This window comes from Hymenobacter sp. HDW8, assembly GCF_011305775.1.
Lineage (GTDB): Bacteria > Bacteroidota > Bacteroidia > Cytophagales > Hymenobacteraceae > Hymenobacter > Hymenobacter radiodurans.
Map to the genome: position 1 here is coordinate 1,978,433 of NZ_CP049907.1, position 20,911 is coordinate 1,999,343.

Below are 20,911 nucleotides of genomic sequence, written 5' to 3' on the forward strand. Positions count from 1 at the left end.
GCTAGATTCGTAGTTATTCCCCATGCACCGAACGTATAGAGTAGCAGCGGGCGCGGCCCGATTTAGGTTAATGTTCCTGACCCAATATAGGCAGAATCCTGCCGACTCCTTCGTGTTCAACTTTTGCGTTAAGGGGGGCTTTTTCATCTTTCCAAGCGCATAAAAGAAGCGCCCATCATTGCTGATGGGCGCTTCTTTTCTTAGACGAATAATTACGCAACTATGGCTTGAGCACCACCTTTACGCAGTTGTCTTTCTTGTTGCGGAAGATATCGTAGCCGTGTGCCGCTTGGCTCAAAGGCAAAGTGTGCGTAATGATATCATCAAGCTTCACCTTGCCGTCCACCACATATTTAAGTAGCTTATCTATGTGCTTTTGAGCAGGTGCCTGTCCCCCACGCAGGGTGATGCCTTTATCGAAGAACTGATGCAAGGGAAAATTGTCGTAGGGCGAACCATACACGCCTACCACTGATACAATACCACCCCGACGCACCGCGCTCATGCAAGCTTCCAGCACCTTCATCGAGCCTTTCTCAAAGTTGATAACTGCTTTAGCACGGTCTGCGAGGCTGCGCACTGGCTCAAAGCCGACAGCTTCCACACAAACATCAGCACCCCGGCCGCCGGTCAGGTCACGGATTACTTCTACTACCTGCTTGTGATCGTGCCACAGGAGGGCTTCACAGTGGGCCGTTTGCTGGGCTTTATCTAGGCGATATTCCAGCGGATCGACAATCAGCACTCGTGCCGCGCCGCGCAGCCAGGCTGATTTGGCAGCCATAATTCCGACCGGGCCGGCCCCAAAAATTACAACGAACTCGCCACCTTTTACTTCGCCCCAATCAATGGCAGAGTAGCCTGTGGGGAAAATATCAGTCAGGAATAAGGCCTGCTCATCGGTGAGGCTATCCGGAATTACGCGGGGGCTGTAGTCGGCGTAGGGAACGCGCACGTACTCGGCCTGTCCGCCGTTGTAGCCACCGTATATGTCCGTATAGCCGAATAGGGCACCGCCTTTTTGAGTCATTACGCCACCTTCGGGGCCATAATGATCAGGATTTGAGTTTTCGCAGTGGCCGGGCAACTCGTGATTACAGAAGAAGCAGGTACCGCACGCAATTGGGAAGGGCACTACTACCCGGTCGCCGCGCTTCAGGTTGCCGACGCCTTTGCCTACTTCCTCCACAATACCCATAAACTCATGACCGAGCACCATGGGACGGGGCTGCGGAATGCCGCCATTATAAATGTGAAGATCGGAGCCGCAAATAGCAGTGCTAGTCACGCGGATAATGGCGTCGCGAGCTTCTTCAATTTTGGGATCATCCACGTTGTCAACGCGAACATCTTTCATCCCGTGAAACACGAGTGCTTTCATAGTGATAGGGTTGGGTTGGAAAAATAAGGAGGTCAGCAAGCGCTACGAAGCGCCTATGTAGTAGAAAGCTTAACGGGCAGATTCCAGCTCAGGTTGCTCTATTCAGGTCTAAGGGTTAGCAGAGAGACTAGCACATCGACACAAAAAAACCTTTCGGCATCAAAGCAGAAAGGTTGAATAGACACGTATTCCCGTCTAATTATCAAACAATGGGAACCGCGCCATTAATCCAAGTAACGACCGCGACGTTTGAGATGCAAAGTACCGCGTCTCTACCCCTGCTTAGAATCGATCAGAGCTTGTAAACCAACACTGACGTAGGCGTCAGCAGATACGCGAATTGCTCTCCCAGCAATACCTGGTTCATGGGGCCTTCTACTTTTGGTAGTGGCTGAGTGCGTTCGGCGAGGGTATAGAGTTGAAAGAGATGCAGTACTCCATCAGCCAGATAGTATAGCTCATCACCGCGAAAGCCTACGGTACTCAGGCCAGTGAAAGGCAGCTTTTTGCGGTAATTGCCCAGGTTATCGAACACAAAGATGCCACTGGTGCGGTCCACGAGGTATAAATTATTCTGATACTGCCGCAGGAAGCGAAAATCGGGTTTGCTCCGGCCAATGATCAGATCCAAGGGCGTGCTTTGTCCAAAGCGCTGGACCGTGGGGTCGAACTGGCGCAGGGTCAGGTCGCTTTCGTCGAGCAGCCACAGCTTATCGTCGGGGGCTAGAGTAGCAACCCGAACGAGGCCATCGAAATAGTCGCCAAGGCGAATTTGGGTGATGGGGGCCAAAAACCGATCAAGCAGGCGAATTTCTTGACGGTCGTCATAAAAGGCCATAATCTTGGACACATTCCACGCCTCGAGTTGAGCTGTGTGGCCGGGCAATGGCGGCGAATACACATTAAGCGGCTGGCCATCGGGTCCGTACTGGTGGATATTATCTTGGGCATCGGCTACATACAGGTTGCCGCGCCGATCAAGGGAAGCCGCGCCGGGCTGACGCAGACTAATGGTGCGAACCAGCGTCCAGCCATTGGTAGCCGATGTAACGGCGCTCTGGGGGGCAATTTTGCCTTTATTCACTGAATCAGGCGCAGTGCGGGAAGGCGGCACGACGGAGCCCGCCCGAGGCGCGGTAGTCTGCGCTTGCAGGGAGCCACCAGCCAGCGACAACAGCAGCACGAGCAAACTCAGCAATTTGCCCCCCAGAAAGCGTCTACTGCTCAAAATGTTGCAAAGCCAGATCGTGTCCGTCATACACGGCATAGGAGCAATAATTGACCCACTCGCCCAGGTTAAGATAGCGACTACCGGGCGCTACGGGCACATCGAGCGGCAAGTGGCGGTGGCCAAAAACGTAGTAGTCGTGGTGGTAATGCTGCTCGAGCTCGCGGCAGTAAACGAGCAGCCACTCATCTTCGCCAAAATACTTTTCATCGGCGGCCGCGTTCTGGATTCGGCTACGACGACTCCATTTGTTGGCTAATCCAATGCCGAAGTTTGGGTGCAAACGCGCAAACAACCACTGCGACACGGGGCTAGCGAATACGCGTTTGAGTACTTTATACGTGTGGTCTTTGGGTCCTAGCCCGTCGCCGTGCCCAATATGGAACAGCTGATTGCCAATGCGCTGGCTTACGGGGTGGCGCAAAATGGGAATATTCAACTCTTTGGTAAAGTAGTCGAACATCCACATATCATGGTTGCCAGTGAAAAAGGTAACAGGCAGGCCCGCATCGGTGAGCTCGGCTAGTTTGCCTTGCAAACGGATAAAGCCGCGCGGCACAGCATGACGATATTCAAACCAAAAGTCGAAAATGTCCCCCAGCAGATAAATAGCGCCCGCATCCTGGGCCGCCGTGTCGAGCCAGCGCACAATACGGCGCTCCCGCGCGGCAGAACTAGCGGCGTCGGGGGCGCCGAGATGAAAGTCGGAGGCGAAATACACCTTGCGGCCGGGCGGCAGCGCTAGATCAGGTAGTTGCAAGGGGCGCGTCATCCAACAAAAACAACACGAGGCTACGCGGACCATGCGCTCCGAGCACCAACGTTTTTTCGATATCAGCCGTGCGGCTGGGACCCGTAGTCAGCGAAATCATGGATGGCAGCCGGTCGCCGTAGCGCTTGGTTACCACACTCAGGGCATCGCCAATGTCGGGCACAATTTGAGAGGTGCGGGCCAATACCAAATGCTGATCGGGATAAATGCTCAGGCGGCGACCAGCGGCCGAAGCGGCACTTACCAGGATGCTGCCCGTGCGGGCCACTAGCGCTTCGCAGGTAGTAAGGCCGGCATCGGCTTTCTTAATAAAGTTGGCTTCGTCGCCGCTAAAGGCCACGCCGCCTTCGTGCAGCATCTTTTTCAGCTCCGGCTCCCACACAAAGAGGTTATCCAGCTGCATGTCTTTTTTGTAGACGAAAAGCTGATCGAAGAAGTGCTCTTCTGACTCGCAGTAATAAAAAGCCCCCCCGACCCTAGCAAAGCTCTGGGCAAAGTGGATGGCCAGATCATCGGTCAGAGGAGGATGCAGCGGGGCAGAAAAATCGGGAGCAGCCGGCTGGGGCGCCGGTTGCAGCAGCGCCTCACGGATGCGGCGCAGCATACGGTCGCGGGAGGTATCAGACATGATAGGCAAAGGTAGCAGAGTCAAACCAAGCAACGCCTTATTCTCTATTGGACAAGTGGCGATTATTTTATATATTGATTACCAGTTATATAGCATCTATCCTCAATTTCTTACCCCATATTATCGAAAGCAAAAACGCTCTTTATTCAGGCAAACGCCATGGCTTTCTTTATTAATCGTGCACAACAAAGCCCTTTAGCACTTGGCAGCAGCTGGTGGCGGTATGCTATTTTCCTTTGGCTGTTGCTCCTCTTCTCATTTGCCCCCCCGCCCGCAAAGAAAGGTCTGCGCACCAAAAACGTGATTATCGTAGTCATTGATGGTCCTCGGTATTCCGAAACCTGGGGCGCCACTCCCGGCATTATTCCTCAGATGGCTACACGGCTGAAGCCCCGGGGCGTCTTCTTTTCTAACTTTTACAACAACGCTTTTACCTACACCAATTCCGGCCACACCGCTCTAACTACAGGCATCAATCAGCCCATCGACAACTTTGACGTTGAGTTTCCGCAACAGCCATCCATATTTCAGATTTGGCGCAAAGCTACCGGCAAGCCTGCAACGGCGGCTTGGCTCATTACCAGTAAAGACAAGCTGCACATTCTGGCTAATACCCTAAACCCGGAATGGAAAGATCAGTTTCAACCCTCCGTCGACTGCGGTATAAGTGGCCCCGGCAGTGGCTACCGCGCCGATTCGTTGACACTGGTAGCCGCTAAGCGCATTCTGACCCAGCACAAGCCCAATCTGGTACTCATCAACTTTATGGAACCCGATGGCTACGCGCACGCCGCCAATTGGGAGAATTACCTACGTGGCATAGCGCGCGACGATAAATATGTAGGCGAGCTTTACGACTTTCTGCAAAAGAATAAAACCTACAGAAACACGACTACTTTACTTATCACCAATGACCACGGCCGACACCTTGATGGTATTGATGGAGGGTTCGTGGACCATGGGGACGATTGTGAAGGGTGCCGACATATTAGCCTGCTAGCTCTTGGACCAGACTTTAAACGAGGCCGCACGCTTACCGAAAAATATACCCAGCCCGACGTGCCTTCTACGGTAGCCTTTCTGCTGGGCTTTCCGCTGGAGCAAAGTCAGGGAAAGGTAATCGAAAGCTTGTTTAAGCGCTGATAATCAGCTATATTCAGAGTACTTTGACGCAATAAGCAGCTTGTACGCAACTGGTAGCCACTTAGTCAGGCAGTGCATTCACCTCCTTTGCTATAATATGGCATTTCGCTGTGATAGTCAGGATTTTATCGGTTTTGGCAAGCCTAAGCCTGCTTACTTACCAGCCCCAAATTACTCCGGCCGGTAAGCAGGAAAAAGTATCTGTCAGCACCAGCGAAAACCCGTTCTTTGCCAGGAACGAAGTAGTAGAACTTACGCTTGCGCTACCGCTGCAGAGCGTTTTGAAGGACCGTGGGGCTACCCCAGGCTTCCATCCGGCACTACTTACGTATCGGGATACGGCTGCTGCCCTCAAAACGGTGGCTGTGCAGGTAAAGGTGCGTGGAAACCGGCGCAAAGACCCTACAGTATGTGGGTTTCCGCCTTTGCTGGTAAGCTTTCCACCGGACATCTTAGGTTCGCCTTTTGGAGAAGTAAAGGAGCTCAAACTCATCACACATTGCCTGAGTGACACCTATACATTGCGAGAATATCTGGTGTATAAGGTTTACAATCTCCTGACCGACAAGAGCTTTCGGGTAAGGCTTTGCCGCATTACCTACCAAGATAACGCCCGTAAAGGCCGAGCCGACATCTATTACGCCTTCTTTCTGGAAGAGGCAAAAGCCATGGCCGCGCGCAACGATGCGACGCTAGTTCCAAAGCAGTTTTTTATCGGCATGGAGCACATGAATCAGAAGGATATGGCTACGCTTGCGCTCTTTCAGTACATGATAGGGAACACGGATTGGTCAGTTCCTTATCGGCACAACATCCGAATGCTGAGCATAAATCAGCAAGCAAAACCCGTCCCAGTGGCGTATGATTTTGATTATAGCGGCATAGTAATGGCGCCTTATGCCGAGCCACCTGCACAGCTTGGTATCACCTCGGTGCGGCAACGGCTTTTTCGGGGTTACGACTTCCCACCGGAAACGTATGCCGAAGTCATTAAGCTGTTCAACTCCCGCCGACCAGCCATCTATAATGTGTATCTATTATGTCCTTATCTGGATAATGACGAGAAAGCCTTCGCTGTCAGGTATCTGGATGAGTTTTATAAAACGCTGAATAACTCCAAAGACTTTGAGCGCAGTATCGTGCGTGCGGGAATTAGAAATGGCCAGAAGTACACGAATGTCAAAGGACTAGAGTAATTAGGAGCATACACAAAAAAGCCCCCCAGATACATTTCTGGGGGGCTTTTTTTGTCTGTCAATATTATAACGTCGTTCCTACAGGCGTATCCTGACGGCCTTCGGGGTTATTGTCAGGGCCATAGTCCAAGCCAGGGAGGTTGCTTTCGGGCAGGTCGTCGCTGAGGGGAATGGGGTGCTCATTCTTCCGCTCACTCAGGGTTTCGCTGCGGTCGGTGCCGGCCATGTGCGCTTGGTAGCTGGTCTGGGTATCGTAAGGACGCTTGCCTACCAAACGCTCTAAGTCGTCTTGCAGCAGCACCTCCTTCTCCAGCAGCTCTTTCGCTACAATCTCCAACTCATGCCGACGGTCGGTGAGCAAGGCTTTCGTACGCTCATAGGCATCGGAGATGATCGTGCGTACTTCCTCGTCGATCATCTGAGAAGTAGCTTCCGAATACGGCTTGCTGAAGCCATACTCATTCTGCCCCTTAGAGTCATAGAAGGAAATGTTGCCCAGCTTCTCATTCATGCCATACATGGTCACGATGCTGTACGCCATCTTGGTGATACGCTCCAAGTCGCTTAGAGCACCCGTCGAGATTTTACCGAAAACCAAGTCTTCGGCAGCGCGGCCGCCAAGGGCCATGCACATCTCGTCGGTAAGCTGCTCCGTGTTGTATAGGAACTGCTCGCGGGGCAAATATTGCGCATAGCCCAATGCAGCCACACCACGCGGTACGATACTCACTTTCACCAACGGATCGGCGTGCTCCAGGAACCAACCAGCAATGGCGTGGCCAGCTTCGTGGTAAGCAACAATGCGCTTCTCGTTGGGCGAAATGATCTTGTTCTTCTTCTCCAAGCCACCGATTACGCGGTCAACGGCGTCGGTGAAGTCCTGCATTGTTACCATCTTCTTGTCGCGGCGAGCGGCAATAAGCGCGGCTTCGTTACAAACGTTGGCGATTTCAGCGCCAGCAAAACCAGGCGTTTGCGCAGCCAGCTTACGAGCATCTACATCAGGACCCAGCGTCAACGGCTTCAAGTGCACCTGGAAAATCTGGGTGCGGCCGTTAATATCGGGCTTGTCGATGCTGATCTGACGGTCGAAGCGACCGGGACGCAGCAACGCAGAGTCGAGCGTATCAGGACGGTTAGTTGCAGCGAGGATGATAACGCCGGAATCTGTTCCGAAACCGTCCATCTCTACCAGTAATGAGTTCAGCGTGTTCTCGCGCTCGTCGTTACCACCGGGCATCTTACCGCTGCTGCGGCTACGGCCAATGGCGTCAATCTCGTCGATGAAGATGATACAAGGCGCTTTGGCTTTGGCTTGCTTAAACAAGTCACGTACCCGCGCAGCACCTACACCCACGAACATCTCGACGAAGTCGGAGCCTGAGAGCGAGAAGAACGGAACGTCGGCCTCACCAGCCACGGCTTTCGCCATCAGGGTTTTACCCGTACCGGGAGGACCTACGAGCAGTGCGCCCTTCGGAATTTTGCCCCCCAGAACGGTGAACTTCGACGGGTTCTTGAGAAACTCTACGATTTCTTCTACTTCTTCTTTGGCTTCTTCCAAACCGGCCACATCCTTAAATGTGATCTTCACCTTGTCGCCACCCTCAAAAAGAGCTGCGCGCGACTTGCCGATGTTGAAAATTTGCCCCCCAGGTCCGCCGGCCCCGCTCATGCGGCGCATCAGGAACCAGAAGCCAACCATCAGCAGGATAATCAGACCCCAGCTGGAGAGCAGGCCATACCCATCTTGGCGCTGGTCTATTTTCAAGCCCACTCGCTGCTCACGCGGCAAGTCGGCCTGAATCTTATCAAGATCTTCTTTGAAGGTTTTACCGTCCACGACTCGGAAAGCAAACTGCGGACCCTGCTCGAGGGTGAGCGGGCCCCGGCGAGACAGCTCATCATTGTATTTCGCGCTCTTGGCGGCTTCAGGCTTCAGCGTAACCTCTACCATCCGGTCGTTCACGAGCAGTACGTCGCGTACGTCGCCAGCCAACAGCATTTGTTCGAAGCGCTGCTGATCAATGTCGGTCGTAGAGTTGCTGCGGTTGAAGTAGAACATCGCGAAGATGAACAGTACCAACCCGCCCAGCACCAAAAGCTGCATGCTCGGACGCGGCGTTGGCGTCGGCAGCATGGGCTTTTTCTTTTTGGGTGTTGTATTAGGCATGAATAAGATAAGTCAGGGAAAGACAAAGGCGGAACACGCCGCCGGCGCTATTTGTTCGGTCCCGCTGCGTTAGGAACAGAGACGTTTTCCTCTTCTAAATACTTTATTTCGGCATCGCCCCACAGCTCTTCGAGCGCGTAAAACTGCCGACGGTCGCGCAGAAAAACGTGTACTACTACATCTACGTAATCCAGCAGCACCCACTCACGGTTGGTGCGTCCTTCGGTTTGCCAAGGATTCTGCCCCGTTATCCTTTCAACTTCTTCTTCTACTGAGCGGGCAATGGCATCCAGCTGGGTGTCGGAGGAAGCGGAACAGATAACAAAGTAGTCGGCAACGGCATTCTTAAGTTCCTTAAGGTTTAGCACAACAATGTCAACTGCCTTCTTCTCCTGCATGCCGCGCACAACCACGTCTGCCAAACTGTCCGAATCTTGCCGAACCAGGGTACTTTTCATAGGGTATTGTTAGGTTTGAAATCACAAAGTAAGAAAATCAGGCGGTGGTTATTTCCCCCCAAACCCTCTTCACGGGCCAACAGCTAATCTGGTTGCCCGAATGCGCCTCTACAAACACGGAGGCACAGCGCTTAATTGGCCAAAACCGCGCCACCGACGGCTGCGTGGTCATTACCGACAAACAGACCGCCGGTCGCGGTCAACGTGGCAACCGCTGGGAAGCTCAGCCCGGCGAAAACCTGACGATGTCGGTCGTCTGGCGCCCCACGTTCCTAACCGCGCCCGATCAGTTTCAACTCAGCCAGGCCGTAGCCTTGGCCGTCTATGATTGGGCAAGTAGTCTGCTCGGCCCCGACCCCGCGCTTCGAGTGAAGTGGCCGAACGATATTTTTTTCGGGGAACAGAAGCTGGGGGGCATTTTAATCGAAAACACCTTAAGCGGCCCTAAAATTCAATCAAGTATCGTTGGTTTGGGCTTAAATATAAACCAACGCGAATTTGCAGTGTCTACGGCTACCTCTTTGAGTAGCCTCACCGGCCGGCAATATGCGCTACCAGCACTAGTTGCCCGGCTGCTGGAGTGCCTCGAGAAGCGCTATTTGCAGTTGCGGGCCGGGCAAGTAGCCACGCTGCACCAAGCCTACCTTCAAGTGCTATACCGCTACCAGCAGCCCCATTTATACGAAGTAGATGGGCGGACTGTCACTGGTCAGATCAGAGGCGTCGATGAGGCAGGGCAACTGCTTGTAGAGATTGATGGACAAGTGCGGCACTTTGGCCTACAACAGATAAAATATCTTTCGAGCGCTTCTGTAGAGTAAACCAAAAGTCGATAAAGAGCAGGCTTTTATCTAGACAACCACGCTAATAGTCTATAAAGTATAGTAACATCCTATTTTTTGATTACATTCAAATAATTTAATGGAACAATAAACCTTCTTGCAACCTTTGCATCTAAGGAAGTATCTATCTGCTGAGCAAATGGCAGTTTTTGGGGCAGGCACGGTGCTTGTTTTAGTTAACTGCATACAGCTCGGGAGAATTTCTAACTCCACCTATCACTTGGTTGCTCCGGCCCCAAGTTCATTCCAGCTAACCACCTCATGATTATCTCTACTCGTTTGTTATTAGTGCTGACGCTGTTTATGGCGCAGCTTTCGGCGGTTGCCACTACGGTGCATCCGCCTCAATACCCGCCACCTGCCGGTGTGGCCCCACAGCAGTACCAGATGGGCCTGGGTAGCCGCTCAAGTCGCCTTACTACTCCTTTGCGCACAGAGTTTTCTACTAATACCTTCCGAAATACGCCATTCAGCAACGTACCTGCTCCTACCATTTTTGCGTTTCGCAGCCCATTCTCGGGTGTTGGGGGGCAATCTGCTACCAAGTCGGTGAGTGCAGCGGCAACGCCTGTGCAGGACGCCAGACTCAACCTTCCTACGCTTAGCGTGTATCCCAATCCCGCCCGTGGGATGGTTGTAGTTAGCCTTTCTCAGACGCCGGGCTCCGATTACAAATTCCGTCTCAGCAACATTATCGGCCGTGAAGTGCGCACGCTGACGCTCCGCCCCGACCTAGCGAGCACTGGTATCGCGATGAACTTGTCTGACTTGCCAGCTGGCATGTATTTCTACAGCCTGCTTGTAAACGATAAGGTAGTAAGCACAAAGCGCTTAGTACTACAGAATTAAACTGATTGCTAGCGAAGATGCTCCTTATGCGGCGCTTAGCTTAGTGTTCTGCTTTATATAAATATCATTTGCAAAAAGCAGCCGAATCAATCGGCTGCTTTTTTTATGCACCAAAAATCGATCAGAAACGAACTGGGGGGCAAATCTGCGGTACGGCCGGATTTATTATCTACTTTTGGCCCTTCTCTGACCAAGCAAGTATGCACCGTTATAAAAGTCTGAATAACCTGGTTGGCTGGCTCGTATTCGCCATTGCCACACTTACTTACCTGATTACCCTGGAGCCTACCGCCAGCTATTGGGACTGCGGCGAATTTATTGCCTGCTCCTACAAGCTGTTGGTACCGCACCCACCCGGCGCCCCTACCTTCCTCTTATTAGGGCGCATTTTCTCGCTGTTTTCCTTTGGCGACGTAACCAAGGTGGCGGTTCTAGTAAATGCTTTATCCGCGTTGAGCAGTTCGTTTACCGTGCTTTTCTTGTTCTGGACCATCACTATGTTGGCCAAGAAACTGGTAATGCACCGTGCCGTACCGAACCTAGAGCCCAACTTGGAGCCTACTTTCGGTCAAACGCTGCTGATTCTGGGAGCTGGCGCTGTGGGTGCCCTGGCGTTTGCCTTCTCCGATTCATTCTGGTTCAACGCTGTCGAGGGCGAGGTATACGCCATGTCATCGCTGTGCACGGCGGTCGTAGTTTGGATAATGCTGAAATGGGAGAACCGAGCCCACGAGGCCGACTCCGATAAGTGGCTGATTCTGATTGCTTATATCATTGGCTTATCCATTGGCGTCCACTTGCTCAACCTATTGGCGCTGCCAGCGCTGGGTTTTATTTACTATTACCGTCGTACCGCCAACCCTACCCTACTGGGGGGCATTTTGACGCTGGTGGTAAGTATGATCATCGTGGGCTCAATTCTGGCAGGCATTATTCCTGGTTTGCCAACTATTGCTGGAGCCTTCGAGGTGTTCTTTGTGAATAGTATAGGCCTACCGTTCAACTGGGGCGTTATCATCTTTGTGCTGCTGCTGCTGGCCATTATTTATTTTGGCTTTCGCTACTCCTACCGCAAAGGCAGTCAGCTTGTGAACACCGGCATGCTGGTGTTCGTGTTTATTCTGATCGGCTACTCGTCGTATCTGATTGTGCCGATTCGCTCAGGTTTCAACCCGACCATCGACGAGAACAAGCCCGACGACGTGCTCTCCTTTGTTAGCTATTTGAAGCGCGAGCAGTACGGCGACCGGCCTTTGCTTTACGGCCCGCAATTCAGCGCTCAGCCCGTTGACCAAGTGGAAGGTGCACCACGCTACGTACGTGAGGGCGACAAATATGTAATCGCAGAGCGTCGTCTCGAAACCATCTATCGGGACGAAGACAAAATGCTCCTGCCGCGCCTCTACAGCCCGCAGCCCGACCACATTCGCTACTACCAAAAGTGGGTAGATGTGCAGCCAGAGGTGAAGCCGACGATGGGCCAAAACCTGAGCTTCCTCTTCCGTTATCAAATGGGCCACATGTACTGGCGCTATTTCCTCTGGAACTTCGTGGGCCGCGAAAGCGACGTGCAACAATCGGGGGTAGTATGGCCTACCAGTACAAGTGCGAGCGAACTACCTGTTCGTATCGGTGGCAGCAAAGCCCACAATAATTTCTTGGCTATTCCGCTGATTCTGGGCTTAGTGGGCTTATTCTTCCACGCCCAGCGCGATGGACGCAATGCCTTCATTGTAGGCTTACTGTTTTTGTTTACAGGCTTAGCCATCGTGCTTTACCTGAACCAGCCGCCCATTGAGCCGCGTGAGCGTGACTACACTTTTACGGGCTCCACGTATGCCTTTGCCATCTGGATTGGTTTGGGTGTCATTGGTTTAGCAGAACTGCTGCGCAGCATACTTAAGGCCGATACGGTACGGGCTGGCGTGGCATTAGCCTTAGGCCTGTTGGCTCCTGGCATTATGGCCGCCCAGGGCTGGGACGACCACGATCGCTCCGACCGCTATAGCTCTGTAGATTCGGCGAAGAACCTGCTTAACTCGCTGGCGCCGAACGCTATCCTGTTCACCAACGGTGATAACGACACCTTCCCGCTTTGGTATGCCCAGGAAGTGGAAGGCGTTCGTACAGATGTGCGTGTGGCCGTACTGAGCTATTTGAACACCGATTGGTACATCGAGCAGATGCGCCGCCGCGCCTACAAGTCGCAGCCGCTGCCTATTTCGATGAAGCCGCAGAATTACGTGCAGGGCACTAATGATTATCTGCCTTTCGTAGAAAATCCGGCGGTGCAGCAGGTTAACCTGAAGGAGTTTATTCAGTTAGTTGATGAGAATAGCCAGCTGTTGCAAGTGCAAACCCAGAGTGGCCGTTCGCTACTGTCCTTCCCTACTAAGAAGTTTTTCCTGCCCGTCGATACGTCTGCGGTTATGCGCTCCGGCATTATCCCGGCCGAGCGTCGCAAACAGCTAGTACCCCGCATGGAGTGGGACATGGGTGGTGGCGCCATTGAGAAGAAAAACCTGGTGATTCTGGACATGCTGGCTACCAGCAACTGGCAGCGTCCTATTTACTTCTCCAGCACCGTCGTGCCGTCCGACATGATGAACTTGCAGCCGTACTTCCAACTCGAAGGCATGGCGTACCGTGTATTACCTGCTCGCGACCCCAACTATGACCCGCGCGGCAACGAAGGCTACGTGGCTAAGGATCTCATGTTTGAGAACATGATGAAGAAGTTCGCCTTCCGCAACCTCAACGACCCCAAGGTTTATTACGATGAGAACAGCCTGCGCTTCCCGGCTAACTATCGTGAGAAATTTGCCCGCCTAACCGAGGCCTACTTGGCTGCCGGCGACAAAGTAAAAGCGAAGCAGATACTGGACAAGGCCTTCACGGTTATGCCCGATGCATCGATTCCGTACGATTACTACACGCCGCAATTTGTAGGACCGCTCGTGGCAGTTGGTGAGCGGAAGAAAGCCACCGACATTTTGGACACGATGACCAACCGCGCTCAGCAGGCGCTGGCCTATTATTCGACCACGAATGGTAGCCTGTTTGAAATGGAAATTCAGAGCAACCTACTTACCCTGCAAAGTGTGTATCAGGCTGCCGAGCAGATCAAGGACCAAGCCCGCGCAGCTAAGGCAGTTGAGCTGTTGAACCAGTATTATCCTCGTCAGTAAAGTACTGACCAGTTTGATTTCTGGAAGCAAGTTGATAGATCCTAAAAAAGCCCCCAGCCTCAATCTGGGGGGCTTTTTTAGGATCTATCAATTAAAACAAAGATAAGTCGTTACCTAATTGCTGGCGGTTCAGTAAAATCCGTTGAAAGCTGCATACGCTGTATTCTATGACCAAACTCCCCATCCTGCTGCTCCTGTGTTTTTTGGTTTGCCTGATAGCTAGCAGGCCCGCCGCTAGCCGCCGCGACTTTGCCGGACAATACAGCCTGGCACGGCGGGTAGCAGTGGATACCCGGCGTGAGGCCGACAGTTTGCGTGTGTATGTACGCTTCCCTAATGGAAGCGTCGTTGGGTCAGGGCAGCCGTTACGTATTGCAGTATGGCCAAGCTATGATGCCCAACAGCCCGCGTGGCAAGACACATTAAGTCAGCTTACTAAGTACACAAAACGCATAGGCACGGCGGCGCTGGTTGAGTTTTGTGTTCCCCTATCTCGGTTGCGGGCAGGGCAAGTTCTGAGCCTCCAGCCGGGGCCCAACGCCGCCGACACTGGCGATGAGGCCTGGATCCTACTCACTACCGAGCGGCTGGCACGTCCCTTTATCTTGGTCGATTCGGTGGGAGTTCCACTTATGCGCCGCTACGTGCACGCCAGCGAACCTTTTGAAGTAAGCGCTTACGGCCTTGATCAGCCCTTACTGCTGCGGCGCTACGAAAGCAATTTCACGGCAGCTTTGCCCCCCATGACCAATCCAGCTGCCCAGCCGCCAGCTTCGCGTACGCTAGGCGTCCAAGATTCCATTACTTTCCAGGCGGGGCAGCTAGTAGCCTTGCAGCGGGCTGGTTTGTACTTGCTTAACAATGGCTCAGGCGGTCAAGCCAGTAGCTTGTTAGTCGAGGAAAACAACTTTCCGGAGCTGACTACCGCTTCTGATTTAATTCAGCCGCTTATTTACCTCACTTCATCCATCGAGCGAAAAAAACTATACGACGCCACTTCACCCAAAAAAGCAGTCGACCAATTTTGGCTTAACGCCGCTAATGGCCAGCAGGCCGGAGCTCGCCAACTCATTCGCACGTATTATGGCCGGGTGGCAGCAGCCAATAAGCTTTTCTCCGCTTATAAAGCCGGCTGGATGACCGACCGAGGTATGCTTTACGTGGTGATGGGACCGCCTGATGCAGTATACCGCACCGCCGCGGAGGAACGCTGGATATACCGCCAGCCCGACGTGGGCAACAGCACATATGTGTTCCGCGCCAAACCCAGTACCTTTGCTCCTGAACACTATGAATTGGTGCGCCGACCCGAGCACGAAATGCTTTGGTATGCCGCCGTGGAGCAATGGAGAAAAGCCCTGACGAACGCCCGTCCCGCCCGCTGAACGAGCAGCGCCGTACCTTTTACGATGAAAATGGCACGCGCCACGAGCCCCGCCGCGACCGTGACCGGCCAGATGCTGCCCGCGCGGGTAATTCAGGCCCCAAGCCTGACTACAAGCCGCGCTACCCGCACCGCCCAGCCGCCGACCGTAGCATCGATATGCTGTTTGGCTTGCGTCCTATTCAGGAAGCCTTAAGTGCTGGCCGCACGCTGGAGAAGATTTATCTGCTGCGCGGCACTAAAAACAGCATTACCCAGGAAATAACGGAGTTGGCCAAAGCCGCTACGATTCCGGTGTCGCTGGTGCCCCTGGAGAAGCTCAACGACCTGACTCGCAAAAACCACCAAGGCGCCGTTGCCTTCGTTTCGCCTATCGATTATGCTCCCTTAGATAGTATTCTGGCGGGCTTATTTGAGGCAGGCAAAACACCCTTACTCCTTTTGCTTGACCGCGTAACGGACGTGCGCAATTTTGGCGCTATTGCCCGTAATGCGGAATGTTTGGGCGTACACGCCATCGTAATTCCCAGCCGTGGTGCTGCTCAGATAAACGGCGATGCGCTTAAAACTTCAGCTGGTGCTTTAAATCTGATTCCGGTATGCCGGGAGCCTAATTTGAAGGAAACCATCACCTTCCTCCAGCAGTCAGGCGTGCAGGTGGTAGCGTGTACGGAAAAGGCCGATACCAGCCTCGAAACCGCCAGCGTAGACTTCACTGGTCCCGTTGCAGTGCTTATGGGCAGCGAAGAAGACGGAATTTCGCCTGAGTATCTAAGACTTGCTGACTATAAAGTACGCATTCCGATGGCGGGTCAAATTGGCTCCCTGAATGTGTCCGTAGCCAGCGGCATTATGTTATTCGAAGTTCTGCGTCAGCGCCTTCAGAGCAAATAATTGTAAGTCTTTTTAACCTGATTAGGTTATAATATGCAGCAAAAGAAGAGGCCGGCGGCCAACTCACTGAGTTGGCCGCCGGCCTCTTCTTTTGCTGCTTCGATATACAGATTAGTTGTAGCCGTTACCTTTTTTGGCCCGAACATCGGCCACGAATTCTTTCACACGCTGCTCCTCGGTGCGCTTGCAAATGAGCAGCACGTTGTCGTACTCAGCCACGATGTAGCCTTCTAAGCCTTGCACTACCACAAGGCGCTCAGAGGGAGTTTTGATGACGCACTCGCGGGTATCATACAGGATGACGTCACCATCAATCACGTTGCCATTCTCATCGCCACGGCCAATGCGATGCAGGGAATCCCACGTACCCAGGTCGCTCCAACCGAAGTCGGCGGGCAGCACGTACACGTTGTCGGCCTTTTCCATGATGCCGTAGTCGATGCTGATGTTGCGGCAACGTGAGTAGGCACCAGTGATAAAATCTTGCTCGTGACTAGTCCCCAGCTGATCTAGGCCTTCGTCAAATACCTCTGCAATGTCACTGAGATATTGGTGGAAAGCCTGCATGATCACTTCGGCCCGCCAGATAAATAAGCCAGAGTTCCACAGGAAGTCGCCGCTATCCACAAACATCTTGGCAAGCTCCAGATTTGGCTTCTCAGTGAAGGTTTTTACTTTCCGCAAGCTGCCATACAGTTCGCTTTGGTCGCCGTCGATAAACTGAATGTAGCCGTAGCCAGTATCGGGGCGAGAAGGCTGAATACCGAGCGTAATAAGAATATCTTGGCTGCGGGCGCTTGCTACCGCTTGGCTGATAATGCCCCGAAACTCTTCCTCACGCTGCACCGCGTGGTCGGCGGGCGTCACGATGATGACAGCTTTTGGATCGCGCTGGGCGATGCGGTAGCTTGCATACGCAATGCAGGGCGCCGTATTCCGGCCAATCGGTTCACCCAGAATCTGGTCGGGGGGCAAATCGGGCAAGTGTTGCTGTACCAACTCGGTATAATCACGGTTGGTTACTACAAAAACATTCTCTGGGGGGCAAATTCCGGCAAAACGGTCTACTGTCAGTTGCAACATCGACCGACCGACGCCCATTACATCGTGAAACTGTTTGGGATGATTCGTACGGCTAAAGGGCCAGAAGCGGCTACCAATGCCGCCCGCCATCACGACGAGATACGTATTTTGAGTCATAGAGCAGGCCTCACCGAAGCCGGGTTAAAGTAAGATCAGGGGCGAAGGTCCGAAATATTTCAGGGTTGCGCCCCCTTCTGCACGAATCTGGCCAAAAGACAAAGGCTAAAATGCAGTTTTAGACGGGGGCTTCTTTCTATCTATACCAAGCCTTCGCGCAGCAAATCGTGGAGGTGGATAAAGCCGCTGAACCGACCAGCAGCTGTCACAATGAGTTGCGTGATATTGCGCTGCTGCATGCGAGCGAGGGCTTCGGCTGCAAAGTCTTCAATATCAATAGTGATAGGCGACGGCGTGAGGATGTTGTGCGCCCGCACATCTTCCAAATTGGTGAAGTTGGTGAGCATACGGCGTAGGTCGCCATCGGTGATAATACCCAATAGTCGCTGGTCACCCTCGCTGAGCACAGCCGTTGCACCCAGTCGCTTGCCCGATATTTCCAGGATAATCTCACGCAGGGGGGCATTTTCCAGCACTTGCGGCGCCTGATTCTGCCGACTCAAGTCACCAACCTTCAAGTAAAGCTTTTTCCCCAAGGTGCCCCCCGGATGCAGACGAGCAAAATCGGCCGAAGTAAACTCCCGTGACTCGAGCAGACATACGGCTAACGCATCGCCAAGAGCTAATGCGGCGGTTGTACTGGTGGTGGGGGCCAAATTGTGAGGGCAGGCTTCGCGCGTAACAGGCGCGTGCAAAACGTAATTGGCCTGCACTGCTAGGTAGGAATCGGCATTGGAAACCAAGGCAGCCAAGGGCACCCCTTTCCGCTTCAACAAGGGCACTAGCACTTTTATTTCCGGTGTATCACCGCTTTTACTGATGGCAATGACAAAATCTTCTGCTTGAATCATGCCTAGGTCGCCATGGATAGCGTCGGCGGCGTGCATAAACAGGGCTGGAGTACCCGTAGAGTTCAGCGTAGCTACTATTTTGGCCGCAATATGGGCGCTCTTACCTATACCTGTCACTACTACCCTACCCCGCAAAGAGAGTATTGCTTCTATGCATTGTGCAAAATCAGGCGTCTTATCAAGGGCCTCTGCCACACCCTGAATGGCGCTCGCTTCTTCATGAAGCACTTTTTTTGCAATTGAGTTGAGTTCGTTCTGCGGTTTCAATCTAAATTTGATATCCGGTACCGAGTAGTCGGCATCGAGTAGTTGGTTGTTCATCCCGTCGTTGGTTTCTAGCCCTGAGCCTCTGGCTATTGTTGTGTTGCTATCTTAATGACGAATGCGGTTGTTAAATACTGTATTTAAATGATTAACAACCACCTACTGTTTAGTAAATACCAAAAAACCATTAGATTGAGAGTTCAACATGCGGTGTTGTACTCCCGTTCGCAATCCACAACCGAGTAAGTGAGAGAGACCATGCCAGCCCTAAAACAAGTAACAGCGCCCACGGCTGATCTGAAAGGCAAGTTAAAGGAAGTTTTCGGGTACGGCCAGTTCCGCGGCACCCAGGAAGCCGTCATTCAAAACGTTATTGATGGCCATAATACCTTCGTTATCATGCCTACTGGGGCGGGAAAGTCGCTCTGTTACCAACTTCCGGCGCTGGTGCTGCCGGGCACGGCCATTGTGATTTCGCCCCTGATTGCCTTGATGAAAAATCAGGTCGATCAGCTGAACGCTTTCGGCGTCAATGCCCAGTTTCTGAACTCAACGCTGTCGAAATCAGAAATTAATCGGGTCAAAAAAGATGTTATTAGCGGCGAGGTGCGCTTGCTGTACGTAGCGCCTGAGTCGCTTACCAAAGACGAAACCATTGACTTTCTGCAAAAGGCTACAATTTCATTCGTAGCCATTGACGAAGCGCATTGCATTTCGGAGTGGGGTCACGACTTTCGGCCGGAGTACCGCAAGATTCGCGGCATTATAGATAATCTGGGGGCCAATGTGCCCATTATTGCGCTTACCGCTACGGCCACGCCCAAAGTGCAGCTGGATATCCAGAAGAACCTGCAAATGGACGACGCTTCAGTGTTCAAAACCTCGTTCAACCGTACCAATCTTTATTACGAAGTCCGGCCGAAGCACAATACTAAAAAGCAGCTGATTCAATACGTCAAGCAACACAAGGGCAAGGCAGGCATTGTGTATTGCCTTTCGCGCAAAAAGGTGGAGGAAATTGCGGAGTTGCTGCGGGTGAATGATGTAAAGGCTCTACCCTACCACGCTGGCCTCGACCCGCAAGTGCGCATGGCTAATCAGGATGCGTTTCTGAATGAGGAAGCCGACGTTATTGTTGCGACTATCGCTTTTGGTATGGGTATCGATAAGCCGGACGTGCGGTTTGTAATTCACTACGACACACCCAAAAGCATTGAAGGCTACTACCAGGAAACTGGTCGTGGTGGCCGTGATGGTTTAGAGGGCAATTGCTTGATGTTCTACAGCTACGACGATATTGTGAAGCTGGAGAAATTCAACAAAGACAAGCCCGTTACGGAGCGCGACAACTCTAAGCTACTCCTCCAGGAAATGGCCAACTACGCCGATTCAGCGGTGTGTCGGCGCAAGCAATTGCTACACTATTTCGGCGAAACGTTTGAGAAAGACTGTGGCTTCTGCGACAACTGCAAACACCCAAAAGAGCGTTTTGAGGCTAAAGACGAAGTATTGATGGCGTTGAAGGCGGTGGTGCTAACGGAGGAGCGCTTTGGTCTTGAGCACATCGGCACAGTGCTGATGGGGATGAACAATGCCCACGTAGAAAGCTACGGTCACAACAAGCTGGAAGTATATGGGCAAGGCAAAGAACATGATGCTGCCTTCTGGCACTCGGTGCTCCGTCAGGTGCTACTCAATGGTTTTCTGGAAAAGGATATTGAAAATTTTGGAGTCGTAAAAATGAGTCCTAAAGGTCAAGAATTCATCGAAAATCCTCATTCAATCAAGCTCACGAAGGACCACAACTACGACGAAGAGGTTCAGCAGGAGCAGCAACAGGAAGAGGTGCAACAGGCCGCCGGTCACGACGAGGCGCTGTTTGAAATGCTAAAAGCCCTGCGCAAAAAGATTGCGAAGGATAAGAATCTGCCTCCTTACGTACTGTTTCAGGATCCATCATTGAAGGAAATGGCCACTACCTTTCCCGTGAAGATGGACGACCTCGCCCACGTAGGCGGCGTTGGTCAAGGCAAGGCCGTCAAGTTTGGGGGGCCTTTCCTGCAGCTGATTCAGAAATACGTGGAGGATAATGACATCATGACGGCCGCTGATGTAGTGGTAAAATCGGCTGTCAACAAGTCAAAAATCAAGATTTACATTATTCAGCAAATCGATAAGAAAATGGATCTGGAAGAAATTGCTTCTTCTAAAGGTATCGACATGCGTGAGTTGATGGAGGAGATTGAGCATATCTGCTACGCTGGCACCAAGCTGAACCTCAACTATTACATCGACGGCATCTTGGACCACGACCGCCAAGCCGAAATCACTGATTACTTTCTGCAGTCGAATACCGACAATATTGCCGTAGCCCTGAAAGAACTCGGCCCGGATGAGTACACAGAGGAAGACTTACGCCTGATGCGCATCAAGTTCCTAAGCGAATACGCTAACTAAATT

General features: G+C 52.5%; 16 protein-coding genes. 8 read left to right on the forward strand and 8 right to left on the reverse strand.

The window, feature by feature from the left end:
• Positions 1-220: 220 nt before the first annotated feature.
• From G7064_RS08125 to G7064_RS08140, 4 genes are all read right to left on the reverse strand, one after another.
• Positions 221-1,381, reverse strand: a complete 1,161-nt coding sequence (locus G7064_RS08125) for a zinc-dependent alcohol dehydrogenase (RefSeq protein ID WP_166073195.1) — start codon at positions 1,379-1,381, stop codon at positions 221-223.
• A gap of 292 nt (positions 1,382-1,673) precedes the next feature.
• On the reverse strand, positions 1,674-2,639 hold the full coding sequence (locus tag G7064_RS08130) for a hypothetical protein (protein ID WP_166073196.1): 966 nt from the start codon (positions 2,637-2,639) through the stop codon (positions 1,674-1,676).
• Entirely contained in the window at positions 2,599-3,381 is a 783-nt protein-coding gene (locus tag G7064_RS08135; protein WP_133271781.1) for a UDP-2,3-diacylglucosamine diphosphatase, read from the reverse strand. Before G7064_RS08135 ends, G7064_RS08130 begins: the two co-directional genes overlap by 41 nt.
• Positions 3,356-4,009: a lactate utilization protein C gene (locus G7064_RS08140; protein WP_166073197.1), complete on the reverse strand. Its 654-nt coding sequence runs from the start codon at positions 4,007-4,009 to the stop codon at positions 3,356-3,358. The genes G7064_RS08135 and G7064_RS08140 overlap by 26 nt, the downstream gene beginning before the upstream one ends.
• Before the next feature lie 243 nt (positions 4,010-4,252).
• Between G7064_RS08140 and G7064_RS08145 the strand changes: the two genes are divergently transcribed.
• Positions 4,253-5,152 carry a sulfatase-like hydrolase/transferase gene (locus tag G7064_RS08145; RefSeq protein WP_240731622.1) on the forward strand — a complete coding sequence of 300 codons (900 nt, stop codon included), beginning with the start codon at positions 4,253-4,255 and terminating at the stop codon, positions 5,150-5,152.
• A 134-nt stretch (positions 5,153-5,286) separates the two neighbouring features.
• A complete protein-coding gene (locus tag G7064_RS08150; RefSeq protein WP_166073199.1) occupies positions 5,287-6,348 on the forward strand; it encodes a hypothetical protein in 1,062 nt (353 codons plus the stop codon).
• A gap of 64 nt (positions 6,349-6,412) precedes the next feature.
• On the opposite strand, the gene ftsH is transcribed toward G7064_RS08150, so the two are convergent.
• Together ftsH and rsfS are read right to left on the reverse strand one after the other, a co-directional pair.
• Positions 6,413-8,521: an ATP-dependent zinc metalloprotease FtsH gene (gene ftsH, locus G7064_RS08155; RefSeq protein ID WP_166073200.1), complete on the reverse strand. Its 2,109-nt coding sequence runs from the start codon at positions 8,519-8,521 to the stop codon at positions 6,413-6,415.
• A gap of 47 nt (positions 8,522-8,568) precedes the next feature.
• Complete coding sequence (rsfS, locus tag G7064_RS08160; protein WP_166073201.1) at positions 8,569-8,979, reverse strand: ribosome silencing factor; 411 nt, start codon at positions 8,977-8,979, stop codon at positions 8,569-8,571.
• A gap of 44 nt (positions 8,980-9,023) precedes the next feature.
• Between rsfS and G7064_RS08165 the strand changes: the two genes are divergently transcribed.
• The 5 genes from G7064_RS08165 (at position 9,024) to rlmB (ending at position 16,136) form a co-directional block, all read left to right on the forward strand.
• Entirely contained in the window at positions 9,024-9,800 is a 777-nt protein-coding gene (locus G7064_RS08165) for a biotin--[acetyl-CoA-carboxylase] ligase (RefSeq protein WP_317172846.1), read from the forward strand.
• Between the two features lie 282 nt (positions 9,801-10,082).
• Positions 10,083-10,670 (forward strand): T9SS type A sorting domain-containing protein, encoded by a 588-nt coding sequence (locus tag G7064_RS08170; protein WP_166073202.1) that lies wholly within the window; start codon positions 10,083-10,085, stop codon positions 10,668-10,670.
• A gap of 200 nt (positions 10,671-10,870) precedes the next feature.
• Positions 10,871-13,858 (forward strand): DUF2723 domain-containing protein, encoded by a 2,988-nt coding sequence (locus G7064_RS08175; RefSeq protein WP_166073203.1) that lies wholly within the window; start codon positions 10,871-10,873, stop codon positions 13,856-13,858.
• 167 nt (positions 13,859-14,025) lie between these two features.
• Entirely contained in the window at positions 14,026-15,243 is a 1,218-nt protein-coding gene (locus tag G7064_RS08180) for a GWxTD domain-containing protein (protein WP_166073204.1), read from the forward strand.
• The gene (gene rlmB, locus G7064_RS08185; protein ID WP_240935815.1) at positions 15,204-16,136 is read left to right on the forward strand and encodes a 23S rRNA (guanosine(2251)-2'-O)-methyltransferase RlmB; all 933 of its coding nucleotides are present in this window, start codon (positions 15,204-15,206) and stop codon (positions 16,134-16,136) included. Before G7064_RS08180 ends, rlmB begins: the two co-directional genes overlap by 40 nt.
• Before the next feature lie 111 nt (positions 16,137-16,247).
• Here the strand turns inward: rlmB and G7064_RS08190 are convergent, their stop codons facing one another.
• Both G7064_RS08190 and G7064_RS08195 read right to left on the reverse strand, forming a co-directional pair.
• Positions 16,248-17,336: a mannose-1-phosphate guanylyltransferase gene (locus G7064_RS08190; RefSeq protein WP_166073205.1), complete on the reverse strand. Its 1,089-nt coding sequence runs from the start codon at positions 17,334-17,336 to the stop codon at positions 16,248-16,250.
• A 140-nt stretch (positions 17,337-17,476) separates the two neighbouring features.
• On the reverse strand, positions 17,477-18,454 hold the full coding sequence (locus G7064_RS08195) for an SIS domain-containing protein (RefSeq protein WP_410505550.1): 978 nt from the start codon (positions 18,452-18,454) through the stop codon (positions 17,477-17,479).
• Positions 18,455-18,709: 255 nt separating this feature from the next.
• Here G7064_RS08195 and recQ point away from each other — a divergent pair, with 255 nt between their 5' ends.
• Complete coding sequence (gene recQ, locus G7064_RS08200; protein WP_166073207.1) at positions 18,710-20,908, forward strand: DNA helicase RecQ; 2,199 nt, start codon at positions 18,710-18,712, stop codon at positions 20,906-20,908.
• The last annotated feature ends 3 nt before the right edge of the window (positions 20,909-20,911 follow it).